We start from the raw sequence: 15383 nt of genomic DNA, 5'->3' as shown, positions 1-15383 counted from the left end.
CTCCTTGTGTGGACGGGTCACCGGGCTCTCGGGGCCGGTGCCGCGCCTCGTTTCGACGCTCATCTTACGCGCCCTTTCTGTGACGGCCCGACAAGAGGCGGCTTTATCAGAGCTTGAGAAAACGGCCCGGGCCAGCACAGCAAAACGCCTCCCCAGTCTGGAGAGGCGCCGGGGGGAGAAGTCTTACTTCAGTCGGCCCAGGGCGTCCTGCGCTGCGCGGTAGCCAGGGTTGAGTTTCAGGGCGCGCTCGTAGTTCTCGCGGGCCTTGAGGTTGTCCGGGGCAATCAGGCCGGCGCTGCGCTCGTAGGACACGCCGAGGTAGTAGGCGTACTCGGGCGTGGTGCTGTCCAGGGCCGCCGCCTTGGTCAGGTTCTCGCGGGCGGCGCGCAGGTCCCCGCCGTCGAGACTCAGGCGGCCGAGGTAGTAGTAGAACTCGGGGTAGCGCAGCGGGTCGAGGGCCACGGCCTGCGTGAGCTGCGAGCGGGCGGTGGCGGCGTCCTTGGCGAGGTAGCTGACCACGCCGTACTGCCCCACCGCGTAGGCATTGGCCGGCGCGAGGCGGGCGGCCTGCGCGGCCTCGGGCTTGGCGGCGACCACGTTGCCGCTCAGGGCCAGCAGCTTGGCGTAGTAGGCGCGGTTGTAGGGGTCACGCGGATCGGTGATGACCGCCTGCTGCAGGCTGCTGATGGCCTGCGGCAGGTTGCCGGTCGCAAAGTACATGTCGCCCAGATTGAACAGGATCAGGCTGTTGTCGGGATTGAGGGCGGTGGCCTGCCGGAAAGCCTCGATGGCGCGTGTGGCGTCGCCCTGAAGGCGGTAGACGTTGCCGCGCTCGTTGAGCACCTTGCTGAGGTTCAGGTTCCGGCCCTCGCCGCCCTGGGCCGTCACGACGGCTTCGGCACTTTGGAGAACCCCCAGGGCCGCCGCCAGATTGCCCGACACCGCCGCACGGTCGCCGCTGCCCCCGAACTGCTGCTGGTAGGCCTGCGACAGCGCGATGTAGCCGCTCACGCCCTGTGGATCGGCCTGCACGAGCTGTCGCAGGGTCTCGATGGCCGGGGCATAGAGCCGCAGCTTGACCTGCGAGCGCCCCAGCCCCAGCAGCGCCGAGGAGTTGCGCGGGTCGAGTTCGGCGGCGGCGCGGAAGGCCACGTACGCCTGATCGAATTTGCCCTGCTCGTAGTACACGTTGCCGACGATGACGTAGTTGGCAGCGGGGGGACGCGTGACCGGCACGGCCGAGGTCGTGGCCGGGGTCGCCGGGACGGGCGCCGCTGCCGGCACCGGGGTCGGTGCGGGGGTGGTCGGTGCCGTCTGGGCGAAGGCACCGGTCAGGGCGGCCGCGCACAGCAGGGCAAGGGTCAGTCGTGCATTCACTCAAAAACCTCCGTGCCTGGAGCGCGCGGGCTGACGGGGCCACCGCGGCGCCTCTCCGGCCTTGGGCAACATACCCGGCAATACTACTGTGCCCAGCCTAGGTCGAAGGCGGCAGACTGGGGGTGAAGTCCCTGTGAGAACCGTCCCCCGGCCCGCCGGGGCAGCCTGGCAGCGCAGCGTGACCGTCCTCTGACCGGCACTGTAGGGGTCCGGGACGCCCTACAGTGGGCTCATGGTTCCTCCCCCCTCTCCACCCCGGCGCCTGGGCCTGACCGGCAGCATCGGCGCGGGCAAGAGCACCGTGGCGGCGCTGCTGCGTGAGCGCGGCCTGACCGTGCTGGACGCCGACGAGCAGGCCCGGCTGGTCACGGCCGAGCCCGGGACCCTGGCGGCACTGGAGGCCGCCTTTCCCGGTGTGGTCCGGGAGGGGGTCCTAGACCGCGCGGCGCTGGCCGCCCGCGTGTTCGGAGACGCGGAGCAGCTCGCGCGCCTCAACGCCCTCACCCACCCCCGCGTGCGTGCCCGCATGGCCGCGCTGGAGGCCGGCGCCGCCGCGCGGGGCGAGGCCTGGGTCGTGCAGGATGTACCGCTGCTGTTCGAGGGCGGACTCGAGGGCAGCATGAACGCGACCCTGCTGGTGGACGCCCCGCTGGAGACGCGCGTGACCCGCGTCATGGCGCGCAGCGGCCTGACCCGGGAGGAGGTGCTGGCCCGCGACGCCCGCCAGATGCCCGCCGACGAGAAACGGCGCCGCGCGACCCTGACCCTGGACAACAGCGGCGATCTCACGGCGCTGGAGGCGCAGGTGGACGCGGCACTGCGGCAGCTCGGCCTATTGGCCACTCGGTAAAAGCGGCACCGACGCGGCCCTCACGCCCAAGCGCTACACGTCGCCGAACAACGGACGGCAGGCCTCCAGACCCGTCATCTCCACCGGAGGCCGGGGCGCCGCCTGCCATGCCGCGCGCGTGAGCCGTAGCCGGTCCGAAACGACGGCGCGCCCATTGAGCACATCCCGCTGCACCCCGTCCGGAACGTAGCCCAGCCGGCGCGAGACACCCTGCGAGGCGGCGTTGTCCTGAAAGACCACGCTGAGGGCCGCCTCCGCGTTCAGGCCGCCGAACGCCAGAGTCAGTAGGGCGGCGCGCGCCTCGGTGCCGTAGCCCTGACCCTGATGCTCCAGACCCAGCCAGGAGGAGGTTGTCACCTCGCGCAGCACCCGGAACTCGCGCGCCCGGACCGTCACCATCCCCAGCGGCCGGTCCTCCAGGAAGACGCCGAGATGCAGCGCCCAGACCTGCGGGGTCCAGTCGCCCCGCGCCTTCCAGACCCCCTGGAGGACGGAGCGGGCCCGCTCGTCGGGCGGCAGGTCGGTCCACGGCGTCAGAAACGGCCGTTCATGGGGCCGGTGGACCCCGGCCGCCGCCACACCCGCCAGGGCCACCAGTCCGGCCTCGTCAGGTAGCCGCAGCGTCAGGCGCCGGGAGGTCAACCGCAGGGCAGCCAGGGGCCAGAGATCGGCGAGCATCCGCCCAGCATAGGCCGAGCGGCGCCGCGGCCCGCGCCCGTCATTTCGGGGGCGACGGCTCCGGCTGTCACCGGAAGCCGTCGCCCCTGCCTGGACCTAGTCCTGGGCCTGGCGCTCCAGCGCCGCCGCCACGAAGCCGGCGAAGGGCGGACTCGGGCGCATCGGGCGGCTCTTGAACTCGGGGTGGGCCTGCAACGCCACGAAGAAGGGGTGGCCCGGAATCTCGACGCTCTCGACGAGGCCCGCGCCGCGCCCGTTCATGCCGGGGGTCACGCCGCTGACGGTCAGGCCGGCGTCCTGGAGGCGGGGGACATACTCGGGGTTGACCTCGAAACGGTGGCGGTGGCGCTCGCGGACGGTGCCGCCGGCCGGTACGCCGTACAACTCGGCGATGGTGGTTCCAGCGGCGAGCTGCATGGGCCAGTCGCCCAGGCGCATGGTGCCGCCCAGACCCTCGATATCCAGTTGCTCGGGCATCAGGCCCACGACCTTGTGGGGCGCGTACTCGTCGAACTCGGTCGAGTTGGCGCCTTCCAGGCCGGCTACATGCCGGGCGTACTCGATCACGGCGATCTGCATCCCCAGGCAGATGCCCAGGTACGGCACGCCGCGCGTGCGGGCGTACTCGGCCGCCCGGATCTTGCCCTCGATGCCGCGCACGCCGAAGCCGCCCGGCACCAGGATGCCGCCCACGTCCCCGAACTGGGCTTCGAGGTCCCCCTCGGTGAGTTCCTCGGCGTTGACCCACTTGATCTTCACGCGGGCGTCGTTGGCGACCCCGGCGTGCGTGAGCGATTCGAGCATCGACAGGTAGGCGTCGGGCATGGCCGTGTACTTGCCCGCGATGGCGATGGTGACCTCGCGTCCCGGCCGCTTGATGGTCTTCACGGCGTTTTGCCACACACCCAGGTTGGGGTGGATGCGTTCCAGACCCAGCAGGTCCTCGACTGCCTTGCCCAGACCCTGTTCCTCCAGCGCCAGCGGCACTTCGTAGACGTGCGCCACGTCGTAGCTGGAAAACACGCGGTTTTCGCGCACGCTCGTGAAGGCCGCGATCTTGCGGGTGATCTCGGGGGGCAGTTTTTCCTTGCTGCGCACCATCACGATGTCGGGGCTGATGCCGTAGGAGCGTAGCGCCGCCACAGAGTGCTGGGTGGGCTTGGTCTTGAACTCGTTGCTGGTCCCCAGGTACGGCACGAGGGTGAGGTGCAGGTACAGCACGTTCTCGTCGCCCTCGTCGAAACGGAACTGCCGGATGGCCTCCAGGAAGGGCAGCGACTCGATGTCGCCCACCGTGCCGCCCACCTCAATCAGCACGACCTCGGCGCCCGCCGACTCGCCCGCCACGCGGATGCGGCGCTTGATCTCGTCGGTGACGTGCGGAATGACCTGCACGGTCTGCGAGAGGTAGTCCCCGGCGCGCTCCTTGCGAATCACTTCCTGGTAGACCTGCCCGGTCGTGATGTTGCTGCCCGGCGGCACGTCGAGGTCGAGAAAGCGCTCGTAGTTGCCGATGTCGAGGTCGGTCTCGGCGCCCGAGGCGGTCACGAAGACCTCGCCGTGCTCGTAGGGACGCATGGTGCCCGCGTCGATGTTGATGTAGGGGTCGATCTTGACGGCCGTCACGCGGTAACCGCGCGCGCGCAGCAGCGCTCCCAGACTGGCGCTCGCCACGCCCTTGCCGAGGCTGCTGACCACGCCGCCGCTCACGAAGATATATTTCATGTTCATCCGAAAAGCGCCGGCCCCGCACCTGGGGGCCAAAAAGAAAAACCGGGGCGCTTCGGCCTCCGGGATTTCAGGATAGCAGTTTTCGGGCGGGACTACCGGAAGCCCACCACACCCAGCACGAAGCTCTGCACGTTGCTGATGAGCACGCCGATGGGTTCACGCGCCAGAAAGATGAAGGCCATCACGATCAGGAACGAGAAGGGCATCGCCTCGAACTGCGCGAGGCTGCGCCCGAGCGAGGGCACGAGCGCGCCCAGAATCCGGCTGCCGTCGAGCAGCGGGATGGGAATGAGGTTGAAGACCGCCAGCACGATATTCACGCCCAGCACCGTGAGCAACACCTGCAGCACCAGGGGCGTCTGAGGCAGCACGACCAGCAGGCCCGCCGAGATCAGGGCGATGATCAGGTTGCTGATCGGCCCGGCCGCCGCCACCCACAACATGCCCCAGCGCCCGACGTTGTTCGGATTGACCGGCACCGGCTTGGCGAAGCCGAAGCCCGCGACGAGCAGCAGCAACGTGCCGAAGGGGTCGAGGTGGGCCAACGGATTGACCGTCACGCGCCCGTAACGCCGCGGTGTGGGGTCGCCCAGCCGGTCAGCCACGAAGGCGTGGGCAAATTCGTGAACGGCGAGTGACAGCACCAGCGCCAGCGCGATGATCACGAAGGCGGTGGGATTGCTCGTCAGGAGGCTCAGTAGACCCATACGCCCTGCATTCTATGAGGGCCGGAGGTAGACGTCTGACCCAACGGCCCCATTGCGAGTTCCTTGCGGCTTCAGGTGGGGAGGCGCAGGTACGCTGCCAGGGCCGCGCGTTCCTCCTGGGCGCTGCGCACCTGTCCAGCCCGCCGCAACCCCGCCAGGTGGGCCAGCGCCTCGCCTACCCCCCGGCCCGGCACCGCGCCCAGGGCTAGCACGTCCTTGCCGGTCAGGGGCGTGTAGGCGCCCGGGCACAGCAGGGCGCGCAACTGCCGCTCGGCCGTTCCCTCGGGGAAAAAGGTGTCGCCGAGGGCGCGGGCCAGCAGCGCTCCCGGCTTGTCGCCCAGGCCCAGGCGGACCGCCAGCGCGGCGGGGTCGGAGGCAGCAGCCAGGGCGGCGGCGGCGTAGGTCTGCGGCGTGACCGTCTCGCCTGCGGCCTGCCGGGCATCGAGCGCCTCCAGCAGCGCGGGGTCGCCCAGCCATACGCCCGCGCCCCAGTCAGTCAGCAAACGGGCCGCGCGTCCCGGCCGGGGTTCGGCCAGCAGCAGCTTCAACTCGGCCCACAGGCGGGGGGTGGCGTCCGCCATCGTCAGGGCGTCCGGCATCTGGGCCAGCAGCTCCGGGTGGGGCGTGAGGTCCAGCCGCGCCGCCAGCCGGGCGCCGCGCGCGGCCCGGCTGGCATCCTCGTGAAAGGACCGGGGGTGCAACGGCCGCAGCTCGCGCCGCGCGAGGTCGTCCAGGCCGCCCACCACATCGTGCAGTTCGGCCCCGCCTTCCAGCCGCACGACCAGGGCCAGCGCGTTGAGCCCAAAATCGCGCCGCCGCAGGTCGTCGTCCAGCGTGCCCGGCTCCGGCACCGGATTCTGGCCGGGTGCCGGGTAGCTCTCGCGCCGCGCCCGGACCAGATCGGCTCCGCGCCCGTCTGGCAGCGTGACCGTAGCATTCTGGAAAGCCGGGTGAAAGGTGAAGGGCCGCCCCGTGGCGCGGGCCACGCCCTCCACGTCTGCTCCATCCAGCACCACATCGAGGTCCAGCGGCGCGCGCCCCAGCAGCGCGTCGCGCACCGCCCCGCCGACGAGGGCCACACGCGCCCCCTCCCCAGCCTGCGCCGCCAGCGAGGCCAACCACGCGCGGTCATCCGGCTGCAGAGCGGCCCAGGCCTGGGCGCCCCGGTCAGGTCCGGCGGCCGGCACTAGCGGCCGGCGAAGGCGCTGGCGTCCAGGGTGACCGTCACGTCACGGGTCTGTCCAGCACGGACCACCTTCAGGGTCACGGTGTCGCCCTCCTTCTTGTCGATCAGTGCGGCCTGGAGATCTTCGATACCGTCCACCGGTTCGCCGTCCGCCCCGGTGATCACGTCGCCGCCCAGGGCCACCTGCCCGCCCCGGAAGTCCTCGGTCCGGGTGCCGCCGCGCAGACCGGCGCGCGAGGCCGGCGAGTCGGGCGAGACCTGACCCACGACCAGCCCCGTCTCTGGGAGTTCCAGTTGCTGCTTGCCGCTGCTCGTCAGGGCACTCAGGCCCACCGGGATCTGGCCGCCGCGCGCCTGGGCGACGAGGCCGGCCTGCACGCCGATAACCGGGGCGAGTACCACGCCCCCATTCGCCGCCTGGAGCCGGGGCAGCAGATTTTTGGCCGCGTTGATGGGAATGGCGAACCCCACGCCCGCGCTCTGGCCGGTGCCGCCGCTCTGCACGCCGGGGCTGATGATCTGGGTGTTGATCCCGATGACGCGCCCGCCGCTGTCGAGCAGAGGCCCGCCGCTGTTGCCGGGGTTGATGGCCGCGTCGGTCTGGATGGCCTTCTGGGTGATGCCCGCGCCGCCGCCGCCGAAGCCGATGGGAATCTGGCGGGCGGTGCTGCTCACGATGCCCTCGGTCACGCTGAAGTCCAGCCCGAAGGGCGCGCCCATCGCGATCGCCTTCTGGCCGACCTTCAACGTGTCGCTGTCCCCCAGTGGAATGGGCTTGATGTCCCCCGCGTCCAGGCCCTCGGGCCGGATGAGGGCGAGGTCGTACTGCGGCGCGAGGCCGATGACTTTGGCCGGCACCGCCTCCTCGCGGTTCATCACCCGGATGAGGATGCGGTCGGCCGACCCCTGCCCCGACTCGCCCGCGACGACGTGGTAGTTGGTCAGGATGTCGCCCTGTGCATTGACGAAAAAGCCGCTGCCCACGCCGGTCTGCACCTGGGTGCCCGAGTCGCCGCCGTACATCCAGGCCATCGGGTCCTGGGTGGCGACCTCCTGCTCGGTGCTGATGAACACCAGCCCCGGCTCGTACTCGCCCACCACCTGCACCGTGTTGGCCTCGTTCTGGAGCTTGGCTCCGTCCTCGTTCAGTGCGGCCGTGCCTGCCGTGGTGGCCGTCGGCGCCGCCTGCCCGGGCGTTCCCGTCTGCGCCTGTCCCACAGGTACCTGATCGCGCAGCACCGTCGCGCCCAGCCCCAGTCCCGCGAGCACCAGCAGCACCGCGACTCCCTTTTTTCCCAGCCCACTCGGCTTCATATATTCTCAGTATTCGCGGGCATGGCCCGGAGGACGTGGGGCCGGGTTAAGGAGGGGTTGAGGGAATTAGGGGTAGGAGACCGGGGCAGTTGTGGCAGGGTGAATCATGCCGGCTCGTCCTCACCATCCTGGAAGGCCATTCAGAAGGCGCGGGGTAAAAAATTCCCCTCACCCATAGGGGGTGAGGGGACCGCGGATGGAGAAGGTGAGCCTCCTTCACCCCCCACACGCCAGCCGTTCACGCCTGAGCGCGCGTTTCCTCGGCGTCCATCGCCGCGATCTCCTGCGGCGTGATCTGGTAGTGCTCGCCGCACCAGTGGCACACGACCTCCTGGCCGCCGTCGTCGATCATCTCCTGCCGCTCGCTGCCGGTAAAGAACTTCAGGCTGTCGCTGGCCTTCTCGCGTGAGCAGCGGCACTGGAACCGGGCCGCCTGGGCGTCGGGAGCGAGTTGCAGGTCCAGCCCCTCGGCCGCGCGGTTCAGAACTTCGAGGAGGCCGCCCCGGCGCAGGTTGTCGGTGATCTGGCCCATCGCCTTGATGTTGGCCTCCAGTCGGCCGAGCGTCTCGTCGCTGACGCCGGGCATCGCCTGAACCAGCAGGCCGCCGGCATGCGCCACGCGGCCTTTTTCCTCGTATACGCCCAGCAGCACCGCGTTGGGAATCTGCTCGGAGGCGCCGAGGTAGAAGCTCACGTCCTCGGCGATCTCGCCGCTCTGGAGCCGGACACTGCCGGTGTAGGGCTCGCCGTTGTCGAGCAGACGGGTCACGGCCAGTTCACCGTCGGTGCCCACGATGCCGCTCACGTCGAGCTTGCCGTCGGACTCGCGGGGGGGCAGGTCCGCGCCGGGCGCGCGCACGTACCCGCGCACCTGACCGTCGGCGCTGCCCTCGGCCACGACCCAGCCCACCGGGCCGCCGCCCTCGACGCGCACAGCCACTCGGCTGTCGCTCTTTTTGCCCAGCACGACCGCCAGCAGGGCCGAGGCCGCCAGTGTGCGGCCCAGCGCCGCCGTTGCGGTCTTGCTCAGGTGGTGGCGCAGGCGCGCGTCCTCGACAAGGTCGGTCGCCTCGATGCCGACGAAGCGCAGGGTGCCCCCCGCCGCCGTGCCGCGCAGGAGGTAGGAGCCGGAAGCAGAAGCAGTCATTAGGAAATCTTACATCAAGGCACTCAACTCGGGCTGTGGGGTGGCTCGCATTCCCTTCATACCTCGGCTCCGGCCGTTGCCAGACGGGCGACGAGCTGCCCAGGGACAAACGACCTGATCCGGGACTGATGGACGCACAGCGTTTCTTCAGCAGGCTGCCAGCGGGGACTCACAGCCACTGCCTAGACTTTCATGCCGCTGACATCTTTTTGGAGCAGAGCCGTGCGCCCAGATATCCGCGCTTCTCAATCCCTGCTGTCCTCTTCCAGGAGTTTTCAATGAACAAAGGTAAAATTTTCGGCGCTCTCGCCCTCACGACCCTGTCCCTGACGCTGGCCGCCTGCAACAACAGGCAGGGCGACGCCGGCCAGGGCGCGACGCTGGTCTATCAGAACTCGGCCGACATCCCCACATTGGACCCCGGCACGACCTATGACACGGCGAGCGGCCAGGTCGTCGAAAACCTCTACGAAACGCTGCTTACCTACAAGGGCAACAGCCTGACCGAGCTCGAGCCCCTGCTGGCGACCGAGTGGCAGGAGGAAAACGGCGGTCTCGGCTACCGCTTCACACTGCGTGAGGGCGTGAAGTTCCACTCGGGCAGCGATTTCGGGTGCAAGGACGCCGAGTACACCTTCCGGCGTAACCTCGTGACGAACACGAGCGACAGCGGCAACTGGTTCCTGGCCGAGAGCCTGCTGGGCACGCAGTCCAATGCCAACGACGACACGGGCATCACCTGGGCCCGGATCACGGATGCGGTGAAGTGCGACGGCGAGACACTCGTCTTTACGCTGCCCAAGGCCGACCCGGCCTTCCTGGCGAAGCTGGCCTACACCGGCCAGGGCATCGTGGACAGCACCCACGCCAAGGAGATCGGCGAGTGGGACGGCACCGAGGCCACCTGGAAGGCGGCCGTCGGCAAGGACCTGACCGGCAGCCAGTTGAGCCAGAAGCCCAGCGGCACCGGCGCGTACAAGCTCGTGGGCCGCGACGCGACCACCGTGACGGCGACCGCCTTCGAGAACTACTGGGGCGAGCAGCCCAAGATCAAGAACGTCGTGATCCAGAAGGTGCCCGAGCAGGCCGCGCGCATCCAGGCCTTCCTGCGCGGAGACGCCGACCTCATCGAGTCGGGTGGGCGCGACATCATCGAGACGCAGCTCAAGGGCCAGAAGGGCGTGGCGATTCTCGACGACCTGCCCGACACCACCGCGACCGGCCTGAGCATGAACGAGAACATCAAGGGCGGGCAACTCGGCAGCGGCAAGCTCGACGGTCAGGGCATCCCGGCCAACTTCTTCAGCGACGTGAACGTGCGCCGGGGCTTCGTGTCGGCCTTCGACACCGACACATACATCAAGCAGGTGCTGCGCGGCAAGGGCAAACCCCGCAACTTCTTGCTGCCCGACTCCTTCCCCGGCTACGACCAGAACCTCACGCCCGTCGACTTTGATCTCGACGCGGCCCGGACGGCCTTCCAGCAGGCCTGGGGCGGACAGGTGTGGCAGCAGGGCTTCACGCTCAACGCCACCTACCGCGCCGGCTCGCGGACCGTGCAGACCGCGATGGAACTCCTAAAGAAGAACATCGAGTCGCTGAACCCCAAGTTCAAGGTGAATATCGTGCCCAAGGAGTGGAGCGACATCATCAAGGCCAGCAACCAGGGCAGCGAGGCGATGGTCGTCACGAGCTGGGCGCCCGACTACGCTGACCCGGACAACTTCGTCTACACGTTCTACAACTCCAAGGGCTACTACAGCCCGCGCATCAACGTGGCCGACACCCAGATCAACGCCTGGACAAACGAGGCCCGCAGCATTACCGACCAGACCCGGCGCAACGCCCTGTACGCCCAGGTCGCGGAACGCGCCAAGGAGCAGGCCCTGTATATCGTGATGCCCAGCCCGGTCGGCGTCTTCGCCTACCGTGACAACCTCCAGGGCGTCAGCGCCGAGAACTACAGCCCCCTGTCGGGCTTCATCACTGGCACCCTCTGGAAGACCCTCAGCAAGAGCTGAGCCGTACCCGCGCCGCGCCCTGTACAGCCGGGGCGCGGCGTTTTATGGTCTCCGGACGACCTTGGGGCCTGCCGGGCTCCGCGCGCCGCTATGCTGTGGCCCATGCTGGATACAGGCGACGCCCGGCCCATCACCCTGCTTCTGGTGGACGACCACCCGGTCGTGCGCAAGGGCACCCGCGAACTGCTGGAGGGCGAGAGCGACCTGCGCGTGCTGGGCGAGGCGAGCAACGGCGAGGAAGCCGTGGCCCAGGCCCGGCGCCTGACCCCCGACGTGATCCTGATGGACGTGTCCATGCCCGGTATGAACGGCATCGAGGCGACGCGCGCCATCAAGGCCGAGCAGCCGGGCGTGGGCGTGCTCGTGCTCACGAGCTACGACGACGACGCCTACGTGTTCGCGCTGCTGGAGGCGGGCGCGGCCGGCTACCTGCTGAAGAACGCCAGCGAGGACGACCTGCTGGGCGCCGTGCGGGCGGTCGCCGCAGGCGAGAGCGCCCTGCACCCCAGCATTGCCCGCAAGGTCCTGGAGCGCTTCAGCGCGAGCGCCACGCCCACCCCGCCCGAGGACGATCTCAGCCCCCGTGAACTCGAGGTGCTGCGCGTGGCCGCCACAGGGCGCACCAACAAGGAAATCGCGCGCGACCTCGACATCAGCCCGCGCACGGTGCAGGTCCACCTCGCCAACATCTTCTCGAAGCTCGGGGTAGGCAGCCGCACCGAGGCCGTGCTCCACGGCATCAAGCGCGGCTGGATCGACCCGAAGAACCTGTAACGGGGGCCGGCCCCGTTCCTGTCCCCGTGCGCCTCCCCTCCCCTATCCGATGATCCTGCCCCCCACTCTCGCCCAGGCCAGCACCGCGCCGCAATTCGGCGACGGGGTGGCGCGGTTCGCCTGTCAGGTCACGCAGGCGCACGGGGTCCGGGTCTGGGTGGTGTCGGGCGGGCAGCTCGGCGAGGTGGCCTGTGAGGGCCGCGGGCTGGGCCTCAGTGACGGCACGCTGGCGGCGCGCGCCCTGAGAAGCGGCGTGCTGGAGGAAACGGGGATGCTGGCCTGCGTGCCGTTCGGCTGCGGGGTGCTGGAGTGCGTGGGCGCCTCGCCGGAGGGCGTGCAGACCCTCCTGGGCCTCGCGCCGCTGCTGGGGCTGGCCCTTGAGGGCGTGCAGGCGCGCGAGGCGCGGCGCGGGCACGGCCGCCTGGCCGAGACGGTCGAGGGCCTCGTGCGGCGGCTGGGCGGCAGCCTCGACCTCGCAGAGGTGCTGCCGGTCACAGCCCAGAGTGCGGCGCTGGCACTGGGGTTCTCACGGGCCTTCGTGGGCCTGTTCAGCGAATTCGGAGAGGCGGGGGCGCGTACCGGGGAGGTCTACACCTACGGCTTCGACCACGAGTTCACCGGGGGCATCGGCGTAGGTCCGGTGTCCTTCGAGAAGCTCATCCGCCGGGGCGAGGCCATCCGGTTCGAGCGCGCGCGCGACGCCCAGTCGCCGCTGGCACACGGACTGGCCGAACTCGACCCGGTGGCCGCCGTGATCGCGCCGCTGAGCGCTCGTGGGCGCCCGCTGGGGCTGCTCTACGTCGACAGCCGCATTCCCGGCACCGCCGCGAGCGAGGACGACGCCCGGCTGGTGCTCGCGCTGGCCGAGCAGGCCAGTCTGGCCATCGACAACGCGCGGCTCTATGCCATCGAGACCCGCAAGCGCGAAGCGGCCGAGGCGCTGCGCGAGGCAGGGGCCGCGCTGGCGGGCAGCCTGCACCTGCAAGACACCCTGGCGCGGGTGCTCGACTGGGCGTCGAAGCTGTTCGGCACCGACGCGGCGGGCGTGTACGAGCTGCAACCCGACGGCCGCACCCTGAACATCCTGAGCGCGGTGGGCCTGCCCAGCGAGTACGTGCTGCGCGTGCGCGCTAAGGTGGGCGCGGGCGTGACGGGGCGGGCCGCGCAGAGCCGCGAGCCCGTCGCCGCGCGCGACCTGACCGCCGAGCATTACGGGGGCGGCAGCCGCTATACCCGGCAGCTGCTGGCCCAGGGCCGCTATCCCTACCGGGGCGTGGTGGGGTTGCCGCTGCTCTCGCGCGCGCGGGTCTATGGCGTCCTGACCCTGTACTGGCACGCGCCGCTGCCCCTGGACGAGGACGACCTCGCGCTCGCGGGCGTGTTCGCCGCGCAGGCCAGTCTCGCCATCGAGAACGCGCGGCTGTACGAGGAGGAGCTGCGTCAGGAGCGCGAGGCCGCCGTGCTGCTCGGGGTGGGCCGGCTGCTGGGCGAGGACCAGAGCGACCGCGCGCTGGAGGCGGCCGTCCGGCTCGCCACCCTGGCCCTGAACGCCGGGCGCGGCCTGGTCGCCCTGACCGGCCCGGACGGCGGGGTGACCCGCTGCGCGACCTACAACCTGCATCCCCCCACCGACGAGGAGCTCGCCTCGCTGCGGGCCCAGCTCGGGCGCGGCCCCCGGCCGCTGACCCGCCGGGCCTGCCTGCCGGTCGCGGGCAGCGGGCTGACCGTGCCGCTGCGCGGCGGTCCCGAGGCCGACGGAAACGCCCTGCTGGGCTTTTTATACATTGACGACCCCGGCACCGCCGCGCCGGGCGACCGCGCGCTGGCATTGGCCCGCAGCGTCGCCGACCAGATGGCCCTGACCCTGAGCCGCGAGTGGCTGCTCTCGGCGCTGGCCCGCGAGGAGGCCCGCTACCGCCAGCTGGCCGAGGGCGCCCACGACCTCATCCTGAGCACCGACGCCTCGGGCACCGTGACCTACGCCAACCCGGCGGCCACCCGGCTGCTGGGGCCGCTGACCGGGCCACTCGTGGGCGCCAGCCTGCTGCGGCTGCCCACCCCCGCCACCCAGGGCGCACTGGCACTGGCCTGGGAGCGCGCCCACCGCAGCGCTTCGGGGGGGCGCAGTGAGATCACCGTGGGCGGCATGCGGCTGGAGGTGCGCCTGAGCGTCGTCGGTGAGGGCCAGGGGGTGCTGATGGTCGGGCGCGACCTCAGCGAACTCCAGACCCTGGCCGATGAGATCACCCGCCGGGGCCAGGCGCTGGAAGCCGCGACGAGCCGGCAGGTCGAGCTGCGCACCTACCTCACGCTGTTCACGCAGGCGCAGGAGGAGGAGCGGCGGCGCATCAGCCGCGAGCTGCACGACGACACGGCGCAGGTCCTGATCGCCTCGACGCGGCGGGTGGCCCGGCTGGCGCGCGACCTGAGCGGCGACCAGCGCGGGCGCGCCGACGACATCCTGCACGACCTCAACGCCGCGATCGAGAGCGTGCGCCGGTTCGCGCGCAACCTGCGCCCCAGCGTCCTTGACGACCTGGGTCTGCTTCCGGCGCTTGAGTGGCTCGCCTCGCAGGCGCAGGCCGATACCCGGCTGGAGGTCAGCGGTCAGGAGCGCCGCTTGCCCCCGGCGGTCGAGCTGACCGTCTTCCGGCTGTCACAAGAAGCCCTGAACAACGTCGACAAACACGCGCGTGCGGGCACAGCGGCCATCCGGGTGGCGTTCGGACCGGGCGAGGTGCGGGTGGCGATCACGGACGACGGTCAGGGCTTCAGCGCCGAACAGGCCGAGGCGCAGGCCCGCGCGGGGCACCTGGGCCTGACTGGGCTGCGCGAGCGTGTGGCACTGGCGGGAGGCGAGCTGGACGTGCAGAGCGCGCCGGGCCAGGGCACCTCGCTGATCTTCACGCTGCCGGGCTAGCGCCGGGGCCTGTAGAGTCAGGGGACATGACCACCCGGGCCGTTCTCGTCAGCGAGCTGGTAGATGCCGTGCGCGGGGCCGTCGCGCAGGACGTGGAGCGCGAGGGAAGCCGGCCCGGTCTCGTCGTGACCGAGGTCGAACTGGAGGTCAAGGCGACCCTGCGCTCCGGCGCGGACGGCCGGGCGCAGTGGTACGCCCTGACGGCGGGCGCGCAGGTCTCGCGCGAACAGGTGCAGACCTTCCGGCTCGCCTGGGTCCGCACGGCGGAGGTCCGGCTGCGCGAAACCGCGGAGGTCCGGTACCAGCTCATCACCGGGCTGGACGCGCTGTACATCGGTCTGCGCGAGTGGACGGCGGCGGGCGCACTGCCCTTCCGCCCCCGCGACGCCGAACTGTGCCTGCAACTGGTCGTCTCGGAGAGCGGTGAACTGCGGCTCGCCGGCGTAGGCGTGCAGGCCGCGCAGGGCCAGACGCACCTCGTGACCCTGAAGCTGGGGCCCCGCCCGGACGCCTGACCCCTGCCCCGAAAGAAGCTCTGCCGCGCCCACTGTCCGGCGAACAGGGGCGTAGGCGACCGGGGTTCAGGTTGTGTGCCGAAAGAATTACGAAGGAGCAGGTGTGCTTGACTGGGCAGGTCTCGGACCGCCTCCTTCCCTCCTCTTCTTTTCCTACTCCGAG

The 15383-nt window shown here is 70.5% G+C and carries 12 protein-coding genes; 5 read left to right on the top strand and 7 right to left on the bottom strand.

The annotated features are described in order from the left end of the window. Window positions 1-183 precede the first annotated feature (183 nt). On the bottom strand, window positions 184-1377 hold the full coding sequence (locus tag ASF71_RS07650; RefSeq protein ID WP_056297530.1) for a lipopolysaccharide assembly protein LapB: 1194 nt from the start codon (window positions 1375-1377) through the stop codon (window positions 184-186). A gap of 232 nt (window positions 1378-1609) precedes the next feature. On the opposite strand from ASF71_RS07650, the gene coaE reads away from it, so the two are divergent. After that, window positions 1610-2227 carry a dephospho-CoA kinase gene (coaE, locus tag ASF71_RS07645; protein WP_056297527.1) on the top strand — a complete coding sequence of 206 codons (618 nt, stop codon included), beginning with the start codon at window positions 1610-1612 and terminating at the stop codon, window positions 2225-2227. 33 nt (window positions 2228-2260) lie between these two features. Here the strand turns inward: coaE and ASF71_RS07640 are convergent, their stop codons facing one another. The 6 genes from ASF71_RS07640 to hslO form a co-directional block, all read right to left on the bottom strand. Then, on the bottom strand, window positions 2261-2905 hold the full coding sequence (locus ASF71_RS07640; RefSeq protein WP_056297524.1) for a GNAT family N-acetyltransferase: 645 nt from the start codon (window positions 2903-2905) through the stop codon (window positions 2261-2263). 96 nt (window positions 2906-3001) lie between these two features. Further along, window positions 3002-4630 (bottom strand): CTP synthase, encoded by a 1629-nt coding sequence (locus ASF71_RS07635; RefSeq protein WP_056298305.1) that lies wholly within the window; start codon window positions 4628-4630, stop codon window positions 3002-3004. Window positions 4631-4728: 98 nt separating this feature from the next. After that, window positions 4729-5343, bottom strand: a complete 615-nt coding sequence (locus ASF71_RS07630; RefSeq protein WP_056297521.1) for a site-2 protease family protein — start codon at window positions 5341-5343, stop codon at window positions 4729-4731. A gap of 71 nt (window positions 5344-5414) precedes the next feature. Further along, entirely contained in the window at window positions 5415-6530 is a 1116-nt protein-coding gene (locus tag ASF71_RS07625) for a CCA tRNA nucleotidyltransferase (RefSeq protein ID WP_056297517.1), read from the bottom strand. Next, complete coding sequence (locus tag ASF71_RS07620; protein WP_056297514.1) at window positions 6530-7843, bottom strand: S1C family serine protease; 1314 nt, start codon at window positions 7841-7843, stop codon at window positions 6530-6532. The genes ASF71_RS07625 and ASF71_RS07620 overlap by 1 nt, the downstream gene beginning before the upstream one ends. 238 nt (window positions 7844-8081) lie before the next feature. After that, window positions 8082-8990 (bottom strand): Hsp33 family molecular chaperone HslO, encoded by a 909-nt coding sequence (gene hslO, locus ASF71_RS07615; RefSeq protein WP_056297510.1) that lies wholly within the window; start codon window positions 8988-8990, stop codon window positions 8082-8084. A gap of 278 nt (window positions 8991-9268) precedes the next feature. Here hslO and ASF71_RS07610 point away from each other — a divergent pair, with 278 nt between their 5' ends. The 4 genes from ASF71_RS07610 (at window position 9269) to ASF71_RS07595 (ending at window position 15220) form a co-directional block, all read left to right on the top strand. Further along, the gene (locus ASF71_RS07610; RefSeq protein WP_056297508.1) at window positions 9269-11011 is read left to right on the top strand and encodes an ABC transporter substrate-binding protein; all 1743 of its coding nucleotides are present in this window, start codon (window positions 9269-9271) and stop codon (window positions 11009-11011) included. 102 nt (window positions 11012-11113) lie between these two features. Then, window positions 11114-11785 carry a response regulator transcription factor gene (locus tag ASF71_RS07605; RefSeq protein ID WP_056298302.1) on the top strand — a complete coding sequence of 224 codons (672 nt, stop codon included), beginning with the start codon at window positions 11114-11116 and terminating at the stop codon, window positions 11783-11785. 49 nt (window positions 11786-11834) lie between these two features. Further along, window positions 11835-14705 carry a GAF domain-containing protein gene (locus tag ASF71_RS07600; RefSeq protein WP_056297505.1) on the top strand — a complete coding sequence of 957 codons (2871 nt, stop codon included), beginning with the start codon at window positions 11835-11837 and terminating at the stop codon, window positions 14703-14705. Window positions 14706-14731: 26 nt separating this feature from the next. Next, entirely contained in the window at window positions 14732-15220 is a 489-nt protein-coding gene (locus ASF71_RS07595) for a trypco2 family protein (RefSeq protein WP_056297500.1), read from the top strand. Window positions 15221-15383 lie beyond the last annotated feature (163 nt).

Origin of the sequence: Deinococcus sp. Leaf326 (assembly GCF_001424185.1) — a bacterium.
Taxonomy (GTDB): domain Bacteria; phylum Deinococcota; class Deinococci; order Deinococcales; family Deinococcaceae; genus Deinococcus.
Note: the sequence above shows the minus strand (reverse complement) of the source record. Positions and strands in the feature narration are given on the sequence as shown.